Annotated in this window: 23 protein-coding genes; 17 read left to right on the forward strand and 6 right to left on the reverse strand. The window is 55.2% G+C overall.

Translation table 11 applies throughout. The features are described from left to right. Nucleotides 1-8 precede the first annotated feature (8 nt). Both L1047_RS11585 and L1047_RS11590 read right to left on the reverse strand, forming a co-directional pair. Nucleotides 9-242 carry a hypothetical protein gene (locus L1047_RS11585; protein WP_235279132.1) on the reverse strand — a complete coding sequence of 78 codons (234 nt, stop codon included), beginning with the start codon at nt 240-242 and terminating at the stop codon, nt 9-11. Beyond that, entirely contained in the window at nt 242-2095 is a 1854-nt protein-coding gene (locus tag L1047_RS11590) for a S8 family serine peptidase (protein WP_235279133.1), read from the reverse strand. The genes L1047_RS11585 and L1047_RS11590 overlap by 1 nt, the downstream gene beginning before the upstream one ends. Before the next feature lie 235 nt (nt 2096-2330). Between L1047_RS11590 and L1047_RS11595 the strand changes: the two genes are divergently transcribed. After that, nucleotides 2331-3059 (forward strand): MotA/TolQ/ExbB proton channel family protein, encoded by a 729-nt coding sequence (locus tag L1047_RS11595; protein ID WP_443081723.1) that lies wholly within the window; start codon nt 2331-2333, stop codon nt 3057-3059. Next, a complete protein-coding gene (locus tag L1047_RS11600; RefSeq protein ID WP_235279135.1) occupies nt 3034-3459 on the forward strand; it encodes an ExbD/TolR family protein in 426 nt (141 codons plus the stop codon). The genes L1047_RS11595 and L1047_RS11600 overlap by 26 nt, the downstream gene beginning before the upstream one ends. Before the next feature lie 52 nt (nt 3460-3511). Here the strand turns inward: L1047_RS11600 and L1047_RS11605 are convergent, their stop codons facing one another. From L1047_RS11605 to ctpC, 3 genes are all read right to left on the reverse strand, one after another. Beyond that, nucleotides 3512-4615, reverse strand: coding sequence for a DUF2235 domain-containing protein (locus tag L1047_RS11605; protein ID WP_235279136.1), 1104 nt, complete (start codon nt 4613-4615; stop codon nt 3512-3514). A gap of 27 nt (nt 4616-4642) precedes the next feature. Further along, the gene (gene argF, locus L1047_RS11610; RefSeq protein ID WP_235279660.1) at nt 4643-5560 is read right to left on the reverse strand and encodes an ornithine carbamoyltransferase; all 918 of its coding nucleotides are present in this window, start codon (nt 5558-5560) and stop codon (nt 4643-4645) included. A gap of 114 nt (nt 5561-5674) precedes the next feature. Continuing rightward, entirely contained in the window at nt 5675-6970 is a 1296-nt protein-coding gene (ctpC, locus tag L1047_RS11615) for a carboxyl-terminal processing protease CtpC (RefSeq protein ID WP_235279137.1), read from the reverse strand. Nucleotides 6971-7232: 262 nt separating this feature from the next. Between ctpC and L1047_RS11620 the strand changes: the two genes are divergently transcribed. The 4 genes from L1047_RS11620 to L1047_RS11635 all read left to right on the forward strand — a co-directional run bounded on the left by L1047_RS11620 (nt 7233) and on the right by L1047_RS11635 (nt 11084). Then, nucleotides 7233-8600: a glutamate-5-semialdehyde dehydrogenase gene (locus L1047_RS11620; RefSeq protein WP_235279138.1), complete on the forward strand. Its 1368-nt coding sequence runs from the start codon at nt 7233-7235 to the stop codon at nt 8598-8600. Between the two features lie 425 nt (nt 8601-9025). Beyond that, nucleotides 9026-9502 (forward strand): RNA recognition motif domain-containing protein, encoded by a 477-nt coding sequence (locus L1047_RS11625; protein ID WP_235279139.1) that lies wholly within the window; start codon nt 9026-9028, stop codon nt 9500-9502. Nucleotides 9503-9601: 99 nt separating this feature from the next. Then, a complete protein-coding gene (locus tag L1047_RS11630) occupies nt 9602-10408 on the forward strand; it encodes a DsbA family protein (RefSeq protein WP_235279140.1) in 807 nt (268 codons plus the stop codon). Nucleotides 10409-10424: 16 nt separating this feature from the next. Next, the gene (locus tag L1047_RS11635; protein ID WP_235279141.1) at nt 10425-11084 is read left to right on the forward strand and encodes an HNH endonuclease; all 660 of its coding nucleotides are present in this window, start codon (nt 10425-10427) and stop codon (nt 11082-11084) included. Between the two features lie 51 nt (nt 11085-11135). On the opposite strand, the gene L1047_RS11640 is transcribed toward L1047_RS11635, so the two are convergent. Then, on the reverse strand, nt 11136-12365 hold the full coding sequence (locus L1047_RS11640) for an amidohydrolase family protein (protein ID WP_235279142.1): 1230 nt from the start codon (nt 12363-12365) through the stop codon (nt 11136-11138). Between the two features lie 261 nt (nt 12366-12626). On the opposite strand from L1047_RS11640, the gene L1047_RS11645 reads away from it, so the two are divergent. The 11 genes from L1047_RS11645 (at nt 12627) to L1047_RS11695 (ending at nt 25994) form a co-directional block, all read left to right on the forward strand. After that, the gene (locus L1047_RS11645) at nt 12627-13778 is read left to right on the forward strand and encodes a BMP family ABC transporter substrate-binding protein (RefSeq protein WP_235279143.1); all 1152 of its coding nucleotides are present in this window, start codon (nt 12627-12629) and stop codon (nt 13776-13778) included. Beyond that, nucleotides 13778-14875: an ABC transporter permease gene (locus tag L1047_RS11650; RefSeq protein ID WP_235279144.1), complete on the forward strand. Its 1098-nt coding sequence runs from the start codon at nt 13778-13780 to the stop codon at nt 14873-14875. The genes L1047_RS11645 and L1047_RS11650 overlap by 1 nt, the downstream gene beginning before the upstream one ends. A 152-nt stretch (nt 14876-15027) precedes the next feature. Further along, entirely contained in the window at nt 15028-15975 is a 948-nt protein-coding gene (locus L1047_RS11655) for an ABC transporter permease (protein ID WP_235279145.1), read from the forward strand. Nucleotides 15976-16238: 263 nt separating this feature from the next. Then, nucleotides 16239-17267, forward strand: coding sequence for a formamidase (locus tag L1047_RS11660; protein WP_235279146.1), 1029 nt, complete (start codon nt 16239-16241; stop codon nt 17265-17267). A gap of 260 nt (nt 17268-17527) precedes the next feature. Then, a complete protein-coding gene (locus tag L1047_RS11665) occupies nt 17528-17677 on the forward strand; it encodes a hypothetical protein (RefSeq protein ID WP_235279147.1) in 150 nt (49 codons plus the stop codon). 122 nt (nt 17678-17799) lie between these two features. Further along, a complete protein-coding gene (locus tag L1047_RS11670; protein ID WP_235279148.1) occupies nt 17800-18798 on the forward strand; it encodes a CAP domain-containing protein in 999 nt (332 codons plus the stop codon). A gap of 192 nt (nt 18799-18990) precedes the next feature. Then, nucleotides 18991-20544, forward strand: a complete 1554-nt coding sequence (locus tag L1047_RS11675) for a ferredoxin--nitrite reductase (protein WP_235279149.1) — start codon at nt 18991-18993, stop codon at nt 20542-20544. A gap of 109 nt (nt 20545-20653) precedes the next feature. Continuing rightward, nucleotides 20654-21976: a CmpA/NrtA family ABC transporter substrate-binding protein gene (locus L1047_RS11680; RefSeq protein WP_235279150.1), complete on the forward strand. Its 1323-nt coding sequence runs from the start codon at nt 20654-20656 to the stop codon at nt 21974-21976. Nucleotides 21977-22099: 123 nt separating this feature from the next. Next, entirely contained in the window at nt 22100-23062 is a 963-nt protein-coding gene (gene ntrB / locus L1047_RS11685) for a nitrate ABC transporter permease (RefSeq protein WP_235279151.1), read from the forward strand. Between the two features lie 54 nt (nt 23063-23116). Further along, a complete protein-coding gene (locus tag L1047_RS11690) occupies nt 23117-25117 on the forward strand; it encodes an ABC transporter ATP-binding/substrate-binding protein (protein WP_235279661.1) in 2001 nt (666 codons plus the stop codon). Nucleotides 25118-25151: 34 nt separating this feature from the next. Then, nucleotides 25152-25994: a nitrate ABC transporter ATP-binding protein gene (locus L1047_RS11695; RefSeq protein WP_235279662.1), complete on the forward strand. Its 843-nt coding sequence runs from the start codon at nt 25152-25154 to the stop codon at nt 25992-25994. Nucleotides 25995-26027 lie beyond the last annotated feature (33 nt).

Below are 26027 nucleotides of genomic sequence, written 5' to 3' on the forward strand. Positions count from 1 at the left end.
AACAGGCGCTAGGGCTGCCGTTTGAAGCTCTTCACTTCCAACACCGGCCCTACTTGTGCCACCGTCAGCATGTCTTCTTTCACCTGTCCCTGGATCGTCACCTCCAACCCCTCTTGCAAGAGATCTTTGGGGGCGCGGAAGAGGGCGTAGTGTGTTCCGGAAGGCACCGTCAGCACCCACACCCCCGACTCGATATCCAGGAACTCGATCTTGCCCTGGTACTCCTGAATAGGCTCCTGCATCACTTCCTCAGCGCTAGCCCGGTAGCTGTGGAGGACTGTTCCATAGAAGCTTGTGCCCCCAAGTAGGCCAGGCCCAGGCAAAGCACCCCATTGAGGAGCAAGAAGGAGCGACCCAACCAGGCAGAGGATCCAAACCATACCACCCCCTCATAGAATAGGGATCCCGACAAGAGTAGATGCGAGGCCATACCTACACAGAGGCCGATCACGGCCCAGCGCCAGCGTCGATGCCCCAGCAACAGCAACAGCAACAAACCCGGGATCAACACACTGGCAAACAGCGGATTCAAGGCACTCGTCTGGGCAAAGGCTGTCCCCAACTCCGGCAGGGAACTACCCGCCACCTGGAAGGGCCAGCGGGGGCCACCGACAATCGCCAACCCCTGCAAAGGGAACAAACCAGCACTGCCCAAGAGGATCCCGGCTACCAAGGGCACGGACTGGATCAGACGCTTCGGAGCCAGCCACCAGCGGATCAGCACCATAATGATGTATCCACCCACCACCATCAGCAGCTTCGGCACTAAGGCAATCGGGCCGCCATCAAACCAGAAGCGGGGGTTGAGATAGCCATTGTTGTTCAAATACTGCAGGAAGTCCTTGAACCAGAGTACTAGGGGATTTTCTTCCTGTTGCCCGGTAGCCCGTGCCAACGCCTTGGCCGCATCCAAACGACCGGCACCGTAGAAGTTCTGCTTGTCGTCCTGTACCGGCGTGGCGGACATCTTCAGGACTTCTTCCACCTTGTCCGGGTCTTTCACCCCCTGAGCTTGGATCAACGCGGCCACACCGACCACATGGGGAGTGGCCATGCTGGTGCCCTGGAAGTAGGCGAAGAGGGCCTCATTGGGGTTACGGCGGTTGATGGTTTGCTGCAGAATGCCATATTCCGGGTGATCCTGGGTTTTCGCCCCGCCGGGAGCGGAAATATCGACGCCCACGCCGTAGTTGGAGTAGGGAGCCTTCTCGCCATTGGGCCCGGTAGCTGACACTGCGATCACATGCTCATAACGGGCCGGGAAGCTGACTTGGTTGGAATTTTCGTTGCCCGCCGCCGCGATCACCGTCACCCCTTTGCTGTGGGCATAGGTGACTGCCTCTTGCATCAACTGGGCAGAAGCACGGCTACCCAAGCTGAGGTTGATGATCGTGGCGCCATGGTCGGCAGCGTAGCGGATCCCTTCCACCACATCCGACAGGGATCCAAAACCGTTGGCATCCAAGACCCGCACCGGCATGATCTTGGCCTTGAAGGCAATCCCCGCCACACCCAGAGAATTGTTGGTGGACTGGGCGATGGTTCCCGCCACATGGGTGCCATGGCCCTGTAAATCTTCGGGGTTCTCGTCGTCATCGACAAAGTCGTAGCCCTTAACAAACTCGGTTTGGGCTAGGTCAGAGACTTGGGTCACCCCGGTATCCACCACTGCCACCGTGATTCCTTCCCCCTGAGACACCTCCCAGGCTTCCGGCATGTTGATGGCTCTGAGGTTCCATTGCTGAGGATAGAGGCGATCATTAGGCACAAACGCCGCCTGGAACTGGTAGTTGGGATGGGCATATTCGATCAGAGCCTCATCCGTAAGCCGCTTCATCAAGCGCCGCGTGGATCCCTGATGATTGGCATCCACATCGAACAGGTAGATGGCTTCTTGACGAGCAAAGGAACTGGCACTGCTCAGGCGCAGCGACACGTTATACTCCTTAGCGATGGCGGAGATCTGACTGGGAGTGGCCGTGTTGACAAAATTGACCACAATGCTGTCGTAGGGGGTGGATCCCTTGCCACAAGCCGTCAACAGCAATGCCATCAGACAGGCGCAGCAAAGACCCAACCAGCGTCCGAATTTCATAATTCACGCCCTCGGGATCCGATTGTTGGAACCAGTATGCCCTCTGGATTGGCAATTGACGAGGTGAACAGCCCAATTCGCTGGAGGAATTCCAACAAGATTACCAAAAGATGCAACCCTGGCCCCGTAAGAAGGGATCCCAGCCCTCCCAAGAAAGTGTTATGACAAGATGAGCGTAAAATTCCGCTAGGGCGGGGGTGAGTGAGCGCCGATGGATACGGTTTTACAGTTGCTGATTCGGGGTTGGTACTTTTCCATCCCGTTGTTGATGTTCTCGATTTTCTCGGTGGCCTGTTGCATCGAGCGAGGCCTGTTTTGGTGGAAGATCACCCATCGGCAAGAGGCGATCGTTCGTCAATCCCTGAATCAGTACCGCCGCAATCCACGGGCTGCTCAGTACATGCTGGAGCAAAATGCCGATCTGCCCATCGCCCGGATTTTTTTGGCAGGGTTAGACCTGAACGAAGCCAGCCCGGAAGATTTTAGGTTGGCTCTAGAAACGGCTCTGGCGGCAGAAGTGCCTCTGTTGAAGCGGTTTAATACGGTCTTCGACACAGTGATCACCATCGCGCCCTTTTTGGGACTGTTGGGCACTGTCACGGGGATTATCCAAATTCTCAGCTCTATTCAATTGGGGGATATTGGCGGCACCGATACACAGGGGGTAGGTCAGGGGATCGCTGAAGCCCTTTACTCGACAGCATTTGGGTTGATCGTCGCCATCCCTACCTTGCTGATCTCCAACACCTTCCGCTCTTTGTACCTGCGGCAGCTCTCCAAGATTCAGGAGTATGGGGGCGAATTAGAGTTGTTGCATCGGCAGCGGCAGGAACTGCAAACTCAACAGCCTTCCCAGCGGCCCCATATGAAGCCCGGCCCCACCAGCAGCTCGACTATCCCTCCCTATTCCTCCCTTGAGCAATCGGTACAGGAGCCTTATGCGAATCCAGGAAGAGAATTTTAGATCCGCCGAGATCAACATCGTGCCCCTGATCGATGTCATCTTCTCGATCTTGGTGTTTTTCGTGATCGCCAGTTTGGTGCTTACCCGTTCGGAAGCTCTGGATGTCAACTTGCCAGATGCCACCACAGCAGAAACTCGTCTGCAGCCGGATGTCACGGTGAGCGTAACAGCGGAGGGGCAAATTGCTGTTAACCAGGAAACCCTTGCTGATATCTCGGGTTTGATCCCAGCAGTGGAACGGATCCTGGCGGAAAAAACCGGCGAAGGCCGGCGCTTGGTGGTGATCAACGCTGACTTAGCACTGTCTCACGGTAAAGTGGTGGAGGTGATGGATGCCCTGCAACGGGTGCCCAATGTCAGTTTGGCGATTGCGGCCCGTCGTCCTAGCAGCGGCAGTTGAAAAGGGAGCTGTGTAGGGATCTGTGACCTAGCCAATCAAAACTCAATCAAGACTATTTTGGCTCTAGCGCCTTGACTAGCTCCGGTAACGCCTTGAGATTCTCAGGTCGATAGGTGGGATCCCGCCGCCAGCGCTCTTGAGTGCTGGAGTGTAAATCTGTGAGGGTGAGTGGTCGTTGCCTAGCCTCATCCTGGTAGGGATCCCGCCAACGGCGACGGGCCAGCCGGAAAATCCCCTTGGGCTCTCGAGAAAAAGGCGCGAGCGGGTCGATCTGGAGAGGATCGGAACTTGGCTGGAGCTGCAGACCCAACTCCGCCACCTGCTCCATCATCCACTGCAACGCCCCATCAGAAAGGGATTGGGTGGCTTCTGTCCCGCCCCCAACACAGCCATGCCCGCCCGGAAACCAAGCTTGCTTCACCTGGTCTGGCTCGCGGTGCTGACTCGGCTGCATCACAGTGACCTCGAAAACGGCTAGCCGTTCATCAATGGCCACGGCGTGAAACCCGCGCTCGATGCGGCGATTGAGGTAGGTATCGTGAAATTGATACTTGCGGTTTAACCAGCGATTCAAGCCCCCTCCCAGCCAGCCGCTGAGATTGGGGATCCCCAAAGAGCCGACAGTATCCCAGCAACATAGGGCTTTGATCGGCAGTTGATGGTGCGCTCTTGTCTCGATTTTAGGTAAATCTTCGGGTGGGTACCCCAAGCGAGTGTACTGCTGGCGAAACTGGATGGCCTCGGCATCGCTGGGTTTGATCAGGCGATCTCGATAGAGCTGATAAGCCTGGGCCGCTTGCAAAATGTGTTCCCGCTTCAGGAGGCCGGAACAATAGATCATGCCTGCTAGGCTACGTACCGTGTAAGCACCCCGACTAAAGCCAAACAGAAAGATGTCATCTCCTGGTTCGTAGTTGGCACCCAAAAATCGGTAGGCTTCCTGAATGCTGTCGTCGATGCCTTTACCGAAAGCGCCCCCCTGCAAGCGTTCCCAGCCATTACCCCGGGTTCCAATCCCTTCACTGTAGTAGATCAGCTGCGGAATCCCCTGCCCATCGACGGGACGAATCCGCTGCATCAGTTTGACGACATTGGTGGGATAGGAGCCGGATAACCCCTGCCAAGTACCATCACAACAGACGATCAGCCGTTTCATGGGATCCCCTACCTTGCTCCATGAGCCTTATCCTGCCCCCAGCAACTGCACCAGCAAGGCCTTCTGAGCGTGCAGCCGGTTTTCCGCCTGATCCCACACCCGCGACTGGGATCCCTCCAAGACCGCTGCTGTGATCTCTTCTTCCCGGTGGGCGGGCAAGCAATGCAACACGATTGCCTCCGGATCCGCCCGTTTTAACAAAGTGGCATTTACCTGGTAGGGCAAAAACTCCGCCTGACGGGCCTCGGCTTCCGCTTCTTGCCCCATACTGGCCCACACATCGGTGTAGATCACCTGGGATCCCGAGACGGCCTCCTGCGGATCCTGTAAGACCCACACCTCTGAGTGATCTGCCAAAGCATGGGCTTGCTGTACCACCTCGGGATCCGGCCCATAGCCCGGCGGCGTAGCAACCCGAATATGGATGCCGCTCATGGCACAGCCCAACATCAGGGAATGGGCGACATTGTTGCCATCACCACAGTAGGCCAAGGTCAACCCCGCCAACTGGCCGAAGTTTTCTTGAATGGTGAGCAGATCCGCCAAAATCTGGCAGGGATGAAACTGGTCGGTGAGGGCGTTGATCACCGGGATATCGGCATATTTCGCGAAGGCTTCTAGCTCCTTCTGGTCATAGGTACGGATGGCGATTACATCCAGATAGCGGGAGAGCACCCGGGCCGTATCCTGTAGCGGTTCCCCCCGACTTACCTGCATAACGGTGGGCAATAGATCGATCGTGCTACCCCCACATTGGGCCATGGCCGCCGTAAAACTGACGCGAGTTCGGGTGGAAGCCTTTTCGAACAACAACCCCAACACCCGACCCCGCAAATTCACCCGATAGGGATCCCGCTTCAGCTTAGCGGCCTGCCTCAGCAAAGCCGACAACTCCGCGGAGGTGAGGTCACTGAGTTTGAGCAGATCCCGTCCGGACAAATTCATGTTGCCCCCAATCTTCGACCCCGTCATCATAGGGCATTTCTGGGGGAGAGCCACCCATACAGGGATCCCAGAGGGGATGACTCAAATTCGACGAGGAGTTAACCGAGTTAACCACTACAGAGAAGAGGAGCGAATCGCCTCTTGGGCCTGTTGCTGACGTGCCGAAATTTGCACCTGTAAGGCCTCAATGGCAGCGGCATATTGCGGGTCGGCCAAGGTAGCCACCAGTTCCCGATTCTGGCTGAGGCGATTCAGATCCTCCTCCGAAAGCTCCACCAGAATGTCGGGGGTAATGCCCTTGTGGTCAATATCGGTGCCGTTGGGGGTGCGATAGCGGGCGATGGTCACCGCCAACCCGGATCCATCCGAGAGGGGATGCACCGACTGCACCAGGCCCTTGCCAAAAGTTGGAGTGCCAATGATCACGGCACGCCGATTGTCTTGCAAAGCGCCGGACAAAATTTCGCTGGCGCTAGCAGAACCCCCATCCACCAGAACGGCTAGAGGCTTGTCGGTGAGAGCAGTGTTGTTGGCATTGAAACGATCCTGTTCCCCTTGCCGATTCACCGTAGAGACGATCCCCCCCCGTTCAATCCACATACGGGCGATCTCGGCACTGGAGTAGAGCAGCCCACCCGGATTGGCCCGCAGATCCAATACATAAGCTACCACCCCTTGCTTCTCCATCTCGCGGATGGCTTGGCGCATCTTCTCGGCAGCATTCCCAGAAAACTGGGTCAGGCGGATATAGCCGATCGGTAGGCCGTTTTCTTCTTGAATTTCGTAGCGCACGGTGGCCAGCTCGATTTTCTCCCGCACTAGGTCGAAAACTTTCAGTCCTTCCCCTTCGCGGCGGATCGTCAGGCGCACTCGGGATCCCGGCTCACCCCGAATCAAACTGACGGCGGCGTTGGTGTCCATACCCTCGGTAGATTGGTCGTCGATGCGGACGATCACATCTTTTGATTTGATTCCAGCCCGGTCAGCAGGCGAGTCTTCGATGGGGGAGACCACCACCAGCTCATTGGTCTCTTGATCCATGCCCAGCGTAATCCCCACCCCCGTGAGTTCTCCGGAGGTGTCGATCTGCATACTAGCAAATTGTTCGGGATCCAAAAAGCGGGTGTAGGGATCATTCAGACTCTTCAACGCCTCACGAATGGCAGCATAGGCATCTTCCCGGGTGGCATATTCCCGACTGAGCAGTTCCTGCCGAGTGGCCTCCCAATCTTGGGCGTTGAAAGAAGCGTCAACAAACTCCCGATTGACAATCTGCCAAACTTCATCCACCACCTCTTTGGGGTCACTGCGAAACCCAGCCCAACCGGGCAGCGACAGCTGCACACCGACAAGCGACACTGCCGTCACCACAGCAGCCGTTGCACTGACCACAAACCCACGCTTTCTCATTCGGCTCTCCTGGAAGACACGGTGCTAAAGGTTAAGGCTGGATACTTGGGGAGTCAGGTTTTTCCTAAAAGTCTTCATCCCGAAACTGAAACAAGCAAACAGGAGAGAATTCCGTCGCTGCAACGAATGGGATGCAAATTTGGTAGGCTGCAAATGACACAGCCCGACTGTGCCCAACCTAGCATAGGGATCCCCTCAAGGGTGCTTTCCGGATCACATTCAAGACACCTCTTTTCCCGTTACCTTTTTCTGCCCCATCCTGATGACCATCGCTACCGATCGCCCCAACTCCTCCACACTCCCCTCCACGCCTCCCCTTGCTCAGCAGGCTCGCTTGGCCCGCGCTGCTGCCCAACGGACAGCTACCCTGCCAACCGCCAGCAAAAATGCGGCCTTAGAGGCGATTGCCACTGCTCTGCTGCAGGATCAGGAAACCATTTTGGCAGCCAATCAAGAAGATCTGGCCCGAGCCCAGGAGATGGTTAAGGCGGGGAGTTTGTCGCAATCGGCCTATGCTCGCCTGAAGTTGGATGCCGATAAGTTGGCCGGGATTGTAGCCGGTGTCCGAGAGGTGATCCGCTTGGGGGATCCAGTGGGACGACCGTTGTTGATTCGGGAGTTGGATAAGGATCTAATTCTGGAGCGGCGCACCTATCCGCTGGGGGTATTGGGGGTGATTTTCGAGTCACGGCCCGATGCACTGGTTCAAATTGCCGCCTTGGCGATAAAAACCGGCAACAGTGTCTTGCTTAAGGGGGGATCCGAGGCGTTGCACTCCTGCCAGGCCTTGATGGCGGCAATCCAGGCTGGCTTGCAGCGGATCCCCGAGTTTCCGGAAGGAGCTTTGCAACTGCTCACCACCCGCGAAGAGATCAAGGCCCTGCTGCAATTGGAGGGGCTGGTGGATCTGATTATTCCCCGCGGTTCCAATGCCTTTGTGCGCTACGTCATGGACAACACCCGCATTCCGGTACTCGGTCATGCGGATGGTATTTGCCATCTGTATGTGGATCGAGCGGCCAATTTGAACATGGCGCTGGAGCTGACGGTGGACAGCAAAACCCAATATCCCGCCGCCTGTAATGCGATTGAAACCCTGTTGATTCACCAAGAGGTGGCCGAGAGCTTCCTGCCAGCGGTGACCGCTGCTCTGCGGTACCGGGGGGTGGAGTTGCGGGGGGATCCCCTTTCTCGGGAGTGGGTGCCGGATTTGCTCCCTGCTACCGAAGAAGACTGGAGCACTGAGTACGCGGATCTGATCCTCTCAATCAAAGTGGTGGATTGTCTCGATGCTGCCATTGCCCACATTCAACAGTACGGATCTCGGCACACGGAGGCGATTGTTACCGAAGATACAGCAGCAGCACAGCGATTTTTGGACGAAGTGGATGCGGCTGGGGTGTTTCACAATGCCTCCACTCGCTTTGCCGATGGGTTTCGCTATGGGCTAGGGGCAGAAGTAGGCATCAGCACCCAAAAAATGCCCCCTCGAGGGCCGGTGGGATTGGAGGGGTTGGTGACCTACCGCTACCAACTGCGGGGCAACGGGCAACGGGTTGCTGATTATACAGGCCCCCAGGCGCGTTCCTTTCAGCATCGGGATCAGCTGAACAGCACCGGCTTGGCATGAACAGCTCAAGAACAGGATCCCATCCGGCTCGAATCTACCCATGACCTGAATAGGATAAAATACAAGGGCTACAGATAGGCTTCTACTGGGTACCAAAAGGATTACAAGTCTGTCAGAAGCACCCTGCCGGTGAAGAGATGGGAAACCATGGGAGCACGGCTGGACTGGGTACGGATTATTCAAAGTTGGCAACACAACTAGTAACGAATAACTGGTAACTACGCAGTCCGGCCCCCTTTCGGTCTCCAGGTTGAGGTAAATTAAAGAATGACTTTATGATTTGCAAAGATTGTCGTTTGCGTCACGCTGTGGTGTAAAAATGATCTCCGAGCTCTCAATGTTTACTTTTCGGGGTTGGAGCCCCTTGAGCTCGGCACCTTGCTTGTTGGACTTTTCGTTATTTCGATAGGGAGCCTCACTGCATCATGTCTGTTCGTCTGTATGTCGGGAATCTAACGGAAGAGGTAGATCGTCAGGCATTGGAGGAGCTCTTTACCTCGGCAGGTGAGGTGATCTCCACCAAGGTGATTCGAGATCGAAGGACGGGCAAATGCCGCGGCTTCGGCTTTGTAACCGTGAACACGCAGGAGCAGGCGGAGCAGTACATCGAAAAATTCAACGGCCACAGCTTTGGCGATGTCAACTTGCGCATCGAGATCGCCCAGCCGCGGGACAAAGGGGAAGAGACGGACTCTGGATCTGGTTCTGCAGATGCTGCTGCCGAAGCCAAGGAATCTAGAGAAAGTCGCGCAACCAGCAAAAAGCAGCGTAACCGCGGCGGCAGAGGTAGGGGCGGAGCCAGTGCCACTGCAGAGGTAGGCAGTGCTTCCGGGCCGGATCCCCGTTGGGCCAGCCAGTTGCAGCGGATTAAAGAGCAGCTTTTGCAGGCTACCAATTCCTGAATCCCCCCCGAAGGAGTGAATGGACGCGGGCAGGATCTGGCAGTAGGCTGGGTTCGGCTGCTAGTGGCCTTGGCATGTTCAGTATTGGGTTTTTCTGCGATGAATTGGCTTTCAAAGGTTTCTCGGGCTTTGGGGCAGAGCTTGGCCAAGGTCGGGCTTTGGTGCGGGTTGGTGTTCTTGCTTCTGACGGTCGGTGGGGCTCAGCCCTTCCTGAGCTCGGCAGCCGCCAGCCCAGCGGATTTGGAAGCACAGGTTTTGCAGATCATCCGGGATAATCCCCAGGTGATTCTCGAGGCTGTGCAGGAGTATCAGCAGCGGCAGTACGAAGAACAACAGCAACAACAGCAGCAGCTTTCGGAAGAGTTTGGTCGCCAACTGCGGGATAATCCGCGCGCTGTGATCGGGGATTCTCCCCGCCTGGGTTCCGATTCTTTGAAGTTGGTGTTGGTGGAATTTTCCGACTTTCAATGCCCTTTCTGCGCCCGCGCCCACGATACTCTCAAGCAGTTCATGGCGGATCATGGCGATGAGGTGACCTTGGTGTATAAGCACCTGCCCCTGACCAGCATCCATCCGGAAGCGATGCCCGCTGCCCGTGCCGCTTGGGCGGCCCAACGCCAGGGCAAGTTCTGGGAATTTCACGATGAGCTGTTTGCCAATCAATCGCAGCTCGGAGATGGATTTTATGTGGCCACCGCCGAAAAGTTGGGTCTGAATGTGGAGAAATTCAATCGGGATCGGCGCAGTCGGGCGGCAGAGCGTTCCATTCAGCGGGACATCGATATGGCCTCCCAACTGGGCATTACCGGCACTCCCTATTTCACTCTGAACGGCTTTTCCTTCTCGGGGGCCCAGCCGTTACAAGTGTTCGAGCAGACTCTGGAGCAAGCAAAACAGGCGCTTTAACCAGACCCAGAGCACAATGTCCGGTTTCTACTGCTGTCCTAAGTGTGGGGATCGGTTTTTGTTTCAGCCGGATCCCTGTCCAACCTGCGCCAGTCGGCGACGGCAAAAGCAACGGGCCGCTCGCTCCAAAGAAAAGCGGGGTAGCTACGACCTGACAGGACAGGTTGCGGCAGGAGAATTTTGGCAACTCTTGCGTTGGTACCCTTGCTGTCCTTGCTGCGGTAAACCTTGGGCTCAGACGGGATCCCCAGGTGGGGTTGTCCAGCGCACCATTGCACAGGATCACATCATTCCCCTCAGTCGCGGCGGCCCCAATACCACCGCCAACCTGCAGCCGTTATGTCAATCCTGCAACCTGTGGAAGTCTGATCACTTGATCTGTTTCGATGCGGCAGTTCCAGGCCAGGCAAAGGCCCTACCGCAGCGACTCTGGCCCCACGTTCAGCAGTGGTCGACTTTGCAACAGCCTCAGCCGGATTCCCCACAGCAGTTGGATTGGTTGGATATCAGGGATCCCTTGAATACCGATCCACCGATTCTGCAGCACCTGGTCTATCCCTTGGCCAGTCCGGCCCAATTGCAGGTGGAAACCCTGCGCCTAACGCAGGCAGCTATGAAAGCTTCGATAAATTGGGGATCCCTGCCGCTAACGGAAGAAGAGCGAGAAGATCGTTAGCGGCTCCCCGATTGGGGGCATCGCCATTTTGAGGCAGGATCCCGGGTCTGCTCAAAGGTTGAGTTTGTCCCACAGGATTTTTCCCTGCCGCAGCGTCATCAGTACATCTTCCGGGGTAACCCGGGTCAGGATCGAAGCGATCACATGGCGGCTAGCCCGCAAATGAGGCCGCGTGAAGTCCAGCACCAATACATCGGCAGGCAACCCCACCTCCAGGTAGCCGTACACATCGGATCCCAGTAGGGGCCGCAAATGTCGGATATTGCTGGTGACCATTTTCAAAATCTCAACAGGTTCGGGTCGCACTGCATCCCCAAATTGGCTTTTGGCAACTTTGTAGGTAAAGTCCAGTTCTGGCAGCAGATTGGGGCTATTCAAAAGGCCATTGTCAGTGCCGAGCAAGAAGTTAGCTTCACTCTCCAAAAGGGGGGCAATCGGGGGCAAGGGCAGGCCCAAGTTGGCATTGGCCCGTGGATTTAGGGCAACATTGACCCGATGCTCAGAGAGCAATTGAATTTCAGTGGCATTGGCTACCGTGGCGTGAATTATCAGATGGGGATGGTAAACATCAAGAGCGCGCTCCAGATCTCCTCGTCCGCTAATGGCCAGGCTTACTTCTCGATAGCCCTCGTTTTCCAGGCAGTGAATGGCTCGGAGTTTACCCATGTGCTCGGTTAGGTGATGAATTTGTCTCCAGGCAGGCTCCGTTAGGTCATTCATGGTGCTTTCGGAAAAGCCATCCGCTACCGCCAGAATATCTTGCAATTCTTGATAGGCCTGTGGGCTGAGGGGATCCCGATTCTGCTGCAATTGCTCGGGTGTAAAGGGTACACTATCGAACTGGCTGAGAATCACGGAATGAATACCCGCTTGGGCTGCCGCTTCTCTGAGTAGGTGACAGCCATAAACCCCCTGCTCCCGAAAGTCGATGTGCCGAATGGTGCCCGTGGCCGCCATGTAGTGCAAGTGGGCAGTGATGTGCTCTAGGTGCTGTTGCCGCGATTGTTTGGCCAGCTCCCGATATTTGTAGCCATTGGGCCGGAAAAACCCTTCTTCTAAGGTCATGCCCGTCGCCCCATCCGGCAGACAGCTATCCCCCATGTGGGTGTGGCTATTGGTGAAAGCAGGCAGGATCACCCAAGAGCCTCTTTCCAGGCTTTGAACGGGATCCCCCAGTTCCATTCGGGTAATGGTATCTTGGTCAACTGCAAAGTGAGAGCAACGATGGGGGACGAGTTCTGGGCCAGCCAAAACCACACCGTCCTGTAGATGAAGATTCATAGAAGATTTATAGTTTGCACAGCTCAAGCAACAAGGGCAGACAGGATTTGCGGTCAGGACGGCCCTCTGCTAATACAAGGGCAGCATCAGCGCCTTGAACCTAAGAGATTGTAGCTGAGGCTACGAAAACTTGTGGATAGAGGTCATTAAATCCATTAGCAGCAGATCCGGGTTTACCACACACGCTCTCTCTTTAGAATCGCACACTGTCTGCTGCCCTTAACCCCTGCAGGAAGTTCCTTCACCCATAGGATGCCCAAGATGAGCCAGTCTCCGTTTCGCCATCTGTACACCCGTCGGCAGATAATTCGTACCAGTGCTGCCGCCGCTGCTTTGACCCTGACTTCACAGCTATGGCGTGCCCAGGCCCAAAACAAAGAGATCACCATCGGCTTCATTTACGTTGGCCCCAAAGATGATTTTGGCTGGAACCAAGCTCATGCAGAGGCCAATGTCGGCCTGTCCGGTTTGGATTGGGTGAAAACCGTCGAAGAAGAAAGCGTGCCGGAAACGGTGGCGGTAGAAGAATCGATGCGGGCCATGATCGAGCAGGATGGGGCAACAGTGATCTTCCCCACTTCCTTTGGCTACTACGATCCGCACGTTCTGAAGGTGGCGCGAGAATATCCGGAAGTGCAGTTTTTCCATGCGGGCGGCCTCTACATTGAAGGGGTTCACCCTGAAAATGTCGGCACCTACTTCGGTTACCTAGACGAGGGCCACTACATCAACGGCGTGCTGGCCGGCTCTATGACCAAGAGCAACCGCCTCGGGTTCATCGCCGCTAAGCCCATCCCTCTGGTGCTGCGCAATATTAACAGCTTCACGTTGGGGGCCAAAAGCGTCAATCCCGACATTAGCACGCAGGTGATTTTCACTGGAGACTGGGCCTTGCCCGTTAAAGAAGCGGAAGCGGCCAACAGCATGGCCGACCAAGGCATTGACGTGCTCACCTGCCACGTGGATAGCCCTAAGATCGTCATCGAAACCGCAGAACGACGCGGCCTGATGAGCTGTGGCCACAACACCAGCCAGGCAGCTTTGGCCCCCAATGGTTATTTGACGGGGGCAGAATACGACTGGACGAGTGTATACACCCAGTTTGCCGAAGATATTCAGGCGGGCAAAACCCTGATGAACGGCGGGATCCCCCATCTGATTCGGGGTGGGATTAAGGAGAAATTCATCAAGGTCTCCCCCTGGGGATCCGCTGCCAGCGAGGAGGCCAAAAAAGCCGGAGAAGAAGCTCTAGCCCAACTCCAGGCGGGATCTCTGGTGATCTACAAAGGCCCCCTCAAGGACAACACCGGCAAAGAGGTAGTACCTGCCGGGGCGGAATATGGCCAGCGGGCGATTGAGTTGGAATCTATGGATTACCTAGTGGAAGGCGTGATTGGGAGCACCTCCAGCTAATGGCAACCACCACTTCTGCTGTTTCCTCTGCGGCTCCTCTGCGGTGGCGTTCTAGCCTAGAGCCGATTCTATTGCCCTTTGGGGCCTTGTTGGCCTCCCTGGTCATCTTTGGTTTGTTCTGTGCGGTGGCGGGAGCCAATCCCTTTGCGGTTTATGGCTCCATCTACCGGGCCGCTTTTGGCAGTTGGTTCTCTTGGCAAAATACTTTGCAGCGGGCGGCACCCTTAATGTTGGCCTCTCTGTGTACGATTCTGCCGGCTCGTATGGGTTTGGTGATCATCGGCAATGAGGGGGCTCTGGTCATCGGTGGAGTGACAGCCGTGGCTATGGGTCTCTGGGTGGGATCCCTGGCTCCGCCGGTGGTGGTATTTCTGATGGCCGTGGCGGGCATGGTGGCAGGGGGCCTGTGGATCATGGCGGTGGGGGCGCTGCGCCACTACCGAGGCGTGAACGAAACCATCAGCAGCCTGCTGATGAACTACATCGCCATCGCCCTGATGAACCATCTGGTGGGGGGGCCATTGCGGGATCCCAGTTTTCTGAGTAAGCCCTCCAGCTTTGCCATTGATGAGGCCAATATGCTGGGTCGGTTGTTTGCTACCCGCATTCACTTCGGCTTGATGTATGGCATCATTGCCTGCTTGATTGCCTATGTGCTGATTCAGCGTACCACCCTGGGTTTTTCGGTGCGGACGGTGGGGGGGAACCCGAAGGTGGCCCGCATGGTGGGCATCGCCGTGGGCAAATTGACCTTACTGATCACCTTCTTGGCTGGATCCTGTGCTGGGTTGGCAGGCATGGTGGAAGTGGCAGCCGTGCATGGGCGAGCCAATGAGTCCTTGAGCGCTGGCTATGGCTACAGCGGCATCTTGGTGGCTTTCATTGCTCGGCAAAACCCTGCGGCGGCAGTGGTGATGGCGATCTTGTTAGGGGGGATCCTGGCCAGTGGCAGCATTTTGCAGCGCTCCCATAATCTGCCCGATGCCACCGTACTGGTGTTTCAGGGTATCGTCTTTCTGCTGATCCTTTATAGTGAGTCGCTTTACGGGCGGTTTGACTTTTTCCGGGATCGGGAGGCGGGAGAGTCAGCGCCATAAGGGTGTCAACTTTGGCTCTAGAGTTATCCGTTTTGGGTTTCTACCACTTGCTTGAGCTGCTCAGAGTACAGCCTTTTCCAGCATGATCTGATATAGCAGATTCAGATTACTTCCTTGCCCCATAAAGTTTTTTGCTTCGGAGATTTTGACAGATGGTAACAGAAGCGCTGGGATGGTGGGGAGTACCCTTGGCAGTGGTGGCGGGAACCCTGCGGGGGAGCGCACCGTTTCTATTCGTCAGCTTGGGGGAATGCCTGACGGAAAAGAGCGGCAAAATCAACCTGGGCCTAGAGGGATCCCTGTTGATGGGGGCGATGAGTGCCTATGCTATTTCCTTCCTGACTCAAAATACCGCCGGCCCCGTGATAGCCCCTTGGCTAGGGGTATTGGTGGCTGGCTTTGCGGGGTTGGCCCTGGGTGGGATCCATGCCTTTCTGTCTCAACAACCCCGGGTTAACGATGTCGCAGTGGGCATTGCCATGATCATCTTTGGCAGTGGGATGGCCTTTTACTTGGGTAAACCCTTTATTCAGCCCGTAGCTCCTCAGCTACCTGCTTTTGAGCTGGGCAACTGGAGCAGTAATCCTGCCATTCAAGCTGCCCTAAAACTCAGCCCACTGCTATTGCTGGGGATCCTCCTAGCCTTTGCTATGCACTGGTTCTTTCGGGCCACCCGCTGGGGGCTATTTGTGCGGGCGGTTGGGGATAACCCCGAAGCAGCGCGAGCGATGGCCATCTCGGTACCGAAGGTACGGGCTTTGTGCATCATGGCGGGCAGTTTCTTTGCCGCTTTGGGAGGCGCTTATCTGTCGCTGTATTACCCCGGCAGTTGGACAGAGCGGATCTCGAGCGGGCAGGGACTGATGGCAGTGGCGTTGGTGATCTTCGCCAAGTGGAATCCACTGCAGTGTTTGTTGGCGGCTTTCTTGTTTGGGGGAGCACAGGCAATTGGGCCAGCCCTACAGTCAGTGGGGGTGCAATCCAACTACTACCTCTGGAATGCTGCTCCTTATGTGCTGACGCTGGGGATCATGATCCTCACCAGTTCTCCACGGCGAACCTTGGCGGGTATGCCCGGAGCCTTGGGAACAGGAAAGTGATGAGGTGAGCATAGGGATTGTCCGGTTAAATCAACAGGAACGAGAAGTTAAGTTCTTGTTCCTGTCTCCCCTCTCTTGGAACTAACTGGTTTCTTTTCGGGTGAAGTTCAAATTGTCTTGGAGGAGAACATTGCTGAAATCAACATCGAAGATGAGAAGAATCAAGGGGTGGTGATTAGGGGACGTATGGATTTGTTGGTATTAAGTTGTGGCAGGGTCGTTTTCCACCATTCATTCCATTTATTCAACAAAGGATCCGGATCATGAGCGGACTTGGCGGCCTCAATAAAACCCCCAATGGCGTGGTGTTAGGCTTGGTGCAATTACAACTGCCCAATGTGGTCACCCCAGACGATTTGGCAGCGCAAACCCAAAAGGTGGTCAGCATGGTGGGCAAGGCTCGCCGCAACATGCCCACCATGGATTTGGTGGTCTTTCCAGAGTACGCTCTGCACGGCCTATCGATGGATACCAACCCGGAGATTATGTGCCGCTTGGATGGACCAGAAGTGGCTGCTTTCAGTGCTGCCTGTCGGGACCATAATATTTGGGGCTGTTTCTCGATTATGGAATACAACCCCCACGGCAATCCCTACAACAGCGGCATCATTTTCGACAACCAAGGGAACTTGCAACTGTACTATCGCAAGCTTCACCCTTGGATCCCCGTGGAACCTTGGGAGCCGGGAAATTTAGGGATCCCCGTCTGCGATGGCCCCAATGGTTCGAAAATTGCCCTGATCATTTGCCATGATGGTATGTTTCCGGAAATGGCGCGGGAATGTGCCTATAAAGGGGCGGAGATCATGTTGCGCACAGCGGGATATACGGCTCCCATTCGCCATAGCTGGCAGATCACCAATCAGGCCAATGCCTTTTGCAATTTGATGGTGACCGCTTCGGTGTGTATGTGTGGATCCGATGGCACCTTCGACTCGATGGGAGAAGGGATGATCTGCAATTTTGATGGCACCCCTTTGGTGATGGGATCCCATCGTCCCGATGAGATCATTACTGCCGAAGTGCGCCCGGATTTAGTGCGGGAAGCTCGCATTCATTGGGGGGTAGAAAACAACATCTATCAATTTGGCCATCGTGGCTACGTGGCCGTTAAAGGGGGAGCTCAGGATTGCCCCTACACCTACATGCAGGATTTGGTGAAGGAGGTCTACCGCCTGCCCTGGGAAGATGAGGTGATCCACAAAGATGGCAGCGCCTGCGGGTTTCCACCCCCCACCCGCCTTTACCAGGGATCCTCGGTCGTCCAGGTCACCTACAGCGGTTCTTCCTAGTCTTCCTGGTCTTCCTAGTAAAGAGGTGCCTTGAAAGAAGCAATCTTTCGCTCAAGCGCAAGGAGAGTTGCAAGGATCCGTCGATGCCCTATCTGTAGAGTTAGGGAATCAGTTTAGGGTCTAGGACTAGTTGTTCCGTCGAGAATTGATGGATATTCCTTGACTTGCCCTGGCAATTGAGCTTGGCTACCCTTCTATAACCCGCTTAGGCGAGTGATAGAACAGGGGCAAACCCGGTAGAGTTTAGGAGGTTTGTTGTGATGGCTCTATTACAACCCAACGTGACTCGTCAGCTACTGGTCGCCCTGGCACTGTTCGTTTGCCTGGGGCTTTTGCCCGCCTGTGACGAAGGCGGTGGCAGCAGCACCGTTAGCCCCCCGAGCATCACCCCCACCCCCGCTAGCGAATAGTTCCCATTGGTTTTTGCATGGTCTTGCACTGGCTGCCCAGACTTGGGAAGCACCTGTTCTTGGGGATCCTCTGCCTCTGTCTACTGGTTGCCTGTGGGGGAGGCGAGGGATTCTCTTTTTCCGTGGGGCCTCCTCCTGCTGGGGAAGTGCCGATTGCCAGCCTGCTCTGCCAACTGGATCGGGAGACCCGCACCTTTTCTGGGCCGATCTATGCTGTGCCACCGGATGTGGCCACCTGTAACCCCGGTCGCCTGACTCCAGCCGCCGCTCAAAAAATGATGGATCGGCTGAACTTTTTGCGGCTTTTACATCTGTTACCGCCGGTAGATTTGAACGATGAGTTTTTGCAGGCTTCTCAACAAGCCGCCCTCATGCAGGTGGCCAACGGAACCCTCAGCCATGAGCCGCCCCCTTCCTGGCGATGTTTTACCCCTGCTGGAGAAGAGGGATCCCGGTTGAGCAACTTGGCGATCGGCCCGATCTTGGAGCTGAATGGGCCCGACTCAGGACGCATCTTGGCCCGGCAGGTGGATATCTATTTTGCCGAGCCAGGGGCAGAAAATGTCGTCGATGTAGGGCACCGTCGCTGGAATCTTTATCCCCAGTACCGCCAAGGGGCCTATGCCATTGTTTATGATCCCCGCGCTGGACGAGTAACCCAGGCCAATGCCAACTGGATCTTCGGCTTCGATGAGTCCGTGTCGGATCCGGAGTTCATCGCCTTTCCGGAAAAAGATGGCTACCTTTACCGCCTAGAAGGGTTTTCCAACCAGCCTCTTAGCGCTTACCGTTGGTCTTTTTCGGTGCCCAGTCGTGGGGGCGCATCGGATCTGAGCCAGGCGCAAGTTCGCATCACCGATGCTCTGAGCGGGGATCCCGTTCCCGTGAGCAACATTCGAGTCGGAGATCCTGCTTTTGGACTGGAAACGCTCACCTACTCTGTCGGATTTGTGCAGCCCAATCGAGAGTACAACTTTGAGATCAGTGGCATCCGTTTGAATGGGGGGGCACCTCGCACCTACCGTTACAGCACCGCTCTGTACGATTGCGATCCAATCTCTCCCCTTCAGGATTCAATTCCCACCGGAGAACTGGGTATACCTCCTCGCCTGCTTCAGTAGGGGTCTCCCGGACAGTCTCAAGGGATCCCTCCCTCTTGAAGAGGCATTCCCCAAGTCCGAACCAGAAAAATGCGTAAGTCGCAAGTCAAGCATGATAAAACTGCATAACTTGTCACAAACCGTAGTGTTGAATACCAAAGTTCAAGATTGGCAATCGCTAAGGTGGCGTGTAGTGACCCCACGGCAGCGATGATGGCAAACCAATTTGAACGCATTAAAAGCGAGAAGGATGGGCTAGCGGTTAAGGCTGAATTGGAACAGTTCGCCCGCCTCGGCTGGGAAAACATTCCCGAAGATGACCGCGATCACCGCCTCAAGTGGTTGGGGATCTTCTCCCGCAAGCGCACCCCCGGTCAGTTCATGCTGCGGCTGCGGGTGCCCAATGGCATTCTCACCAGCGGCCAAATGCGCATGTTGGGGGCGATCATCCACCCCTACGGGGTCGATGGTGTAGCGGACATCACCACCCGGCAGAACCTTCAACTGCGGGGCATCCCCATTGAAGAGATGCCTCAGATTTTGGGGTATTTGAAGGATGTTGGCCTGACCAGCGTGCAGTCGGGTATGGATAACGTGCGCAACATCACGGGATCCCCCCTGGCGGGCATCGACCCAGATGAGCTGATTGACGTGCGTGGCCTTACCCGTAAGGTGCAGGACATGATCACCAACAACGGCGAGGGGAATGAATCCTTCAGTAACCTACCCCGGAAGTTCAACATCGCCATCGCTGGCTGTCGAGACAACTCTGTTCATGCCGAGATTAATGATCTGGCCTTTATCCCCGCCTTCAAAAATGGCAAGCTGGGCTTCAACGTGCTGGTGGGGGGCTTTTTTTCTGCTCGTCGCTGCGCGGAGGCTATTTCCCTCAATGTTTGGGCGGATCCGCGGGATGTGGTGGCCATTTGTGAGGCGGTGTTGCTGGTCTATCGGGATCACGGCCTGCGGGCCAACCGGCAAAAGTCACGGCTGATGTGGTTGGTGGATGAATGGGGGATCGAAAAGTTCCGAGCTACCCTGGAAAGCCAAATCGGCCATACCTTGCCTACCGCGGCGGAAAAAGACGAGGTGCTCTGGCACAAGCGGGATCTGATCGGGGTTCATGCCCAGAAGCAGCCGGGCTTGAACTTTGTCGGTCTGCACGTTCCGGTGGGACGGCTGCAGGCTCTAGAGCTGATGGAACTGGCGCGCATGGCGGAGGTGTATGGCTCCGGGGAATTGCGTCTGACGGTGGAGCAGAACCTGCTGATTCCCAACGTGCCGGATTCTCGCGTGGCCTCTTTGTTAAAGGAGCCACTGCTGAAAAAGTTCTCTCCCAATCCAGGGCCGTTGCAGCGGGGGTTGGTGTCTTGTACGGGCAATCAGTTCTGTAACTTTGCCCTGATCGAGACCAAAAATCAGGCAGTGGCCCTGATGGAAGTCTTAGAGCAAGAGCTAGAACTCCCCCGAATCGTGCGCATCCACTGGACCGGCTGCCCCAACTCCTGCGGTCAGCCGCAGGTGGCAGATATTGGCCTGATGGGCACCACTGCTCGCAAGGACGGCAAACCTGTTGAGGCGGTGGATATCTATATGGGAGGGGAAGTGGGTAAAGACGCCAAGCTGGGCGAATGTGTGCGCAAAGGGATCCCTTGCGAGGACCTAAAACCTGTCTTGGTGGAGCTGCTGATTGAGCATTTCGGGGCCAAACTTCGCCTCCATCCCCCCGTTGCTGGGTCATTTCCTCATCCCGTGGCCATCGGGTAGGAATCCGAGAGTTCACCCCTCTTCAATCCCTATTCATTTTGGGTGTGTCTTAGGTGTGTCCTCTGCTGCATTGTCCTCATCTTCGTCATTCAAAATCTCGGAGTTCATCATGTTCAATATATTCAACGCTTCTTCTGCGGTATCTCGTCGGCAATTTTTGGCCGGGGCGGCGGCTCTTACGGCTGGGGCTGTCACAGCAGGGATCCCACGGGCCCAGTCTCAGTCTTTGGGCAGTGGCTACTGGATTGCTCAGGCAGATACCCCCGAAACCACCCGTGCCAAGCTAGGGTTTATTGCCCTCACGGATGCAGCTCCCCTCATTATCGCCAAGGAAAAGGGGCTGTTTGAAAAGTACGGCATGAAAGATGTGGAGGTGGAAAAACAAGCCTCCTGGGGCACCACCCGCGATAATTTGGTACTTGGCTCTGGGGCCGGTGGCATCGATGGGGCGCACATCCTCACCCCCATGCCCTACTTGATCACCACCGGCAAAGTTACCGATGGTCGGCCTGTACCGATGTACATTTTGGCCCGTTTGAATCTGGATGGACAGGGGATTAGCATTGCCAATACCTATCGGGATCTGGAAATTGGCCTAGACAGTTCCCCCCTCAAGGCCAAATTTGCCGAGGCGCGAGCTGCCGGTGGGGATCCCAAGTGTGCGGTGACCTTCCCGGGGGGAACCCATGATCTGTGGATGCGCTACTGGCTATCTGCCGGGGGAATTGATCCCAACAATGATGTTTCCACCATCGTAGTGCCGCCGCCGCAAATGGTGGCCAACATGAAATCCAGAACTATGGAAGCCTTTTGTGTGGGCGAACCCTGGAATGCTCAACTGATCAACCAAAAAGAAGGTTATTCCGCTTTAACCACCGGCGAATTGTGGAACAATCACCCCGAAAAATCTCTGGGGATGCGGGCCGATTGGGTAGATGCCCACCCCAAGGCAGCCTTGGCATTGATCAAGGCAGTGCAAGAAGCACAAATCTGGTGCGATCAACTGGAGAACAAAGAAGAGATGTGTCAAATCTTGGCACAACGGCGCTGGTTCGGGATCCCGGCAGCCGATATTTTGGGCCGTGCCCAGGGTACCTTCGACTACGGCACCAGCAAGATCGTTGAAAATAGCCCCCATGTGATGAAGTTCTGGGATGAAAACGCTTCTTATCCCTTTAAGAGTCACGATCTCTGGTTCTTAACCGAAGATATCCGTTGGGGCTATTTCCCCGCAGATACCGATATCAAAGCCCTAGTGGAGCAAGTGAACCGAGAAGACTTGTGGCGAGAAGCCGCCAAAGCCATTGGCCAGGAATCTGCCATTCCGGCAAGCACCTCCCGGGGTGTAGAGACCTTCTTCGATGGGGTGCAATTTGATCCGGAAAATCCTGGAGCCTACCTCGATGGGCTGTCCATCAAAAAGCTGGCCTAACTCTACCCTTTGAGCACCCTTTGCAGAAGAGAGAGAAGGGATCCCCTTCAAACTGTTCAATCCAGACCCCTTTTCTCTCCTCTTTCCCTTACATTTACATCAACCCCCAGCCCCCAGCCAACCATGAACCTTATTCCCCTCCGCAAGATCGGGTACAACCTCTTCCGCATCCTGTTGCCCATCATCGGGAGCTTCGGTCAATGGCTATTGAGAGCGCTGCATAGCCACATTCTACAATTCAAAGCCGTTGTCAATACTTCCTCTAGTTCTGGATCCAGCCCCCGCTCCGCTTGGATACAACGAGTCAACCTCCATAAAGCATTGCGCCGTATTTTGTTGCCAATTACAGCAATTTTGGTGGTTTTGCTGCTCTGGCAAATTATTTACAGTCAACCAGGGGCCAATTTGCCTACCCCCGCGCAAGTTTGGCAGGATACTTGGGATCCCTTGATCAAAGATCCCTTCTTCGATTTTGGTGGCAACGATAAGGGGTTGTTCTGGCAAATTTGGGCCAGTTTGCAGCGGGTGGCGATCGGCTTTACCTTGGCGGCTTTGGCGGGAGTCCTGGGGGGGATGATCATCGGGGTGAACCGCTGGCTCTACGAGGCAGTAGATCCGATCTTTCAAGTGCTGCGCACGGTGCCTCCTTTGGCTTGGTTGCCCATTTCCCTTGCGGCCTTTCGAGATGCCACCCCTTCGGCTATTTTCGTGATTTTCATCACCGCCATCTGGCCCATTTTGATTAACACAACCGTGGGTGTGCAACGGATCCCGCAGGATTACCGCAACGTGGCTCGGATTGTGCACATGTCGGGCTGGAAATACTTTTTCAAAATTGTCTTTCCGGCAACCGTGCCTTACATCTTTACCGGCTTGCGGATTGGGGTGGGGCTGTCTTGGTTGGCGATTGTCGCGGCGGAAATGTTGATCGGTGGTGTGGGCATCGGTTTCTTTATTTGGGATGCCTGGAATAGTTCCCGCATCAGCGAGATCATTTTGGCTCTCATCTACGTTGGGATTGTCGGTCTTTTGCTGGATCGATTGATGGCTTGGATCGGTTCGCTGGTCGTTGCTGAAGATCACTAGAAGATCACTAATAACTCAAACCTTGAACAGACAGGGATCCCTTAGGTGAGCATCATGAAGACCCAACCCTATATCGAAGTCGATCATATTGATAAGAGTTTTCCGCTCGAGAATGGCACCCTTTATCCAGCCCTGAAAGGGATCCATCTAGAGATCCGACAGGGAGAATTTGTTTCTCTGATTGGCCATTCGGGTTGTGGCAAATCCACGCTGCTCAACATCATTGCCGGACTAGACAAACCCTCTCGGGGGGGGATCCTTCTGGAAGGCCGACAGGTGAGGGATCCCGGCCCGGAGCGGATGGTGGTATTTCAAAACTACTCCCTGTTGCCCTGGCTGACGGTGCGGGAAAACATCGCCCTAGCTGTGGATGAAGTCTTGGGATCCCAACCCAAAGCCAAACGACAGCAGATTGTTGAGGAGCATATCCGTCAGGTGGGGTTACAGGCAGCAGCCGACAAACGCCCTGCCCACCTGTCTGGGGGCATGAAACAACGGGTGGCCATAGCCCGCGCGCTTGCGATTCGTCCCCGAGTGCTGCTGCTAGATGAGCCTTTTGGGGCATTGGATGCCCTCACCCGTGGCAACTTACAGGAACAACTGATGGACATTGCCCAGGCGGAGCAGCTCACCTGTGTCATGGTCACCCACGATGTGGATGAGGCGCTGCTGCTCTCCGACCGGGTGGTGATGCTCACCAATGGCCCCGCCGCCCAAATCGGGCAAATTTTGTCTGTGCCCTTTGGCCGCCCTCGCCATCGTCTAGAAGTGGTCAATCACCCCGATTACTACAGCTTGCGGGGGGAGATGATCTATTTTCTCAATCAACAAAAACGAGCCCGCAAGAAAACTCCGGCCAATGTGGCGATTGCCAGGCACGGCCTAGAAAAAGTGAACCTGGAAATTGGCTTTGTTCCTCTCACAGACTGTGCGCCTGTGGTAATCGCCAAAGAAAAGGGCCTGTTTCAAAAATATGGCCTAGAAGAGGTCACCCTAGTGCGGGAACCAGGCTGGAAAATCCTGGCAGAAGGGATCCGTTCCGGGCGTTTGGATGCAGCTGGGGTTGTGGCTGGGATCCCGTTGGCTTCTACCTTAGGGATCGGAGGAACTCCAGTTCCTTTGGTTACCGCGCTCACTTTATCACGCGGGGGGAATGCCATTACGTTTGGGCGCCAATTCTTGGAGCAGGACATTCAAAGCCTGGAGGATTTTCGTGAGTATCTCAGCCAAACCCCTGACAAAGTGCATATCTTGGGGATGGTGCATCCGGCCTCCATGCACAATTTTCTTTTGCGGCATTGGTTAGCTAGCGGCGGTATTGATCCGGATCGGGATACAACCTTGACGGTGATCCCGCCACCCCAAATGGTGAGCAATCTCAAAGCAGGGAATATCGATGGCTACTGCGTCGGCGAACCTTGGAACTCAAGAGCAGTACGGGAACAGGTCGGCTTCATCATCACCACCACTCCAGAAATCTTGCCTAGCCACATCGAAAAAGTCCTGGCGGTGCGACAGGATTGGGCACAAAAGTATCCCCGTACTCATGTTGCTCTGGTCAAAGCCCTTTTGGAAGCCTGTCAGTATTGTGATCAGCCACGTCATCGCCCGGAAATTTTGGAGTACCTTGCCCAACCTCAGTACTTAGGCGCAGTACCCGCCGATATTCAGCCGGGATTAACGGGCGCTCTTCATCGAGGTATTCAAGATGAATCGGAGGTAATGGTGGGCTTTAATCAGTTTGCCAGTGGCCGCAATACCTGTCCCGAAAAGTTGGAAAACCTCTGGATCTTGACACAAATGGCCCGCTGGGGACTCTGTGCATTTCCACGCAATTGGCTTTCGGTGATCGATCAAGTGTTGGATACAGAAACCTACGCCCTTGCCGCCCAGGATTTGGGGTTACCGGATCGCGCCCATGACCGAGGTGCGCTGATGTTTGCGGATGGATCCCAGTTTGATGGACAGGATCCCATTGGTTATTTGGAATCAGTTCAAATTCGACAGGAGGTACAGCTACAGGAATACCGCATCAGCAACCCAGTCTTAGCTTAGTCTTGACTCACTTTAATCATTTCTCAAAATTATGATGACCAGCTCTCGTCTTTCTTCTTCTGCTTTATCCTCCGCACCTGTGGTGTCTGGGTTGCCCTTGCTTTCTCTTCAAAATGTGGGCAAAACTTACTCAACATCTAATGGGTCTTTTATCGCTTTAGAAAATGTCAACCTCGATGTGGGATCCGGAGAATTTATTTGCCTGATCGGCCACTCTGGGTGTGGCAAATCCACCCTGATGAATATGGTAGCCGGTTTTTCCACCCCTAGCTCGGGATCCATCACCCTCAAAGGGCAGCCGGTGGGATCCCCTGGCCCGGATCGGATGATGGTGTTTCAAAACTATTCTTTATTACCCTGGCTGACGGCTTTTGAAAATGTGTATTTGGTTGTGGATCAGGTATATTCCAACAAATCCCATAGTGAAAAAAAGCAGATCGTTCAGGAACATCTGGAATTGGTGGGCCTGACCGAAGCCGCTCACAAACGCCCGAAACAGCTTTCCGGCGGCATGAAACAACGGGTGGCTATTGCCCGTGCCCTCTCCATTCGTCCAGAGGTGCTGTTGTTGGATGAGCCCTTTGGGGCACTAGATGCCATTACCAAAGAAGAACTTCAGGAGGAGTTACTCGCTATTTGGCGGGATCACCGCTGTACGGTTTTGATGATCACCCATGATATTGACGAAGCGCTTTATCTAGCAGACCGAGTGGTGATGATGACCAATGGCCCAGCTGCCCATATTGGTGAGATCCTGACTATTCCCTTCGACCGACCACGCATCCGCTCCCGCATTCTAGAAATGCCGGAGTTTTACGAATTGCGCAACTATGCCCTTGACTTCCTCTACCGCCGTTTTGCCCATACTACCGATTAAGTAAACCCATTAAGCTAAAAGCAGAACCTCCGG

The organism is Synechococcus sp. Nb3U1, from assembly GCF_021533835.1.
GTDB lineage: Bacteria > Cyanobacteriota > Cyanobacteriia > Thermostichales > Thermostichaceae > Thermostichus.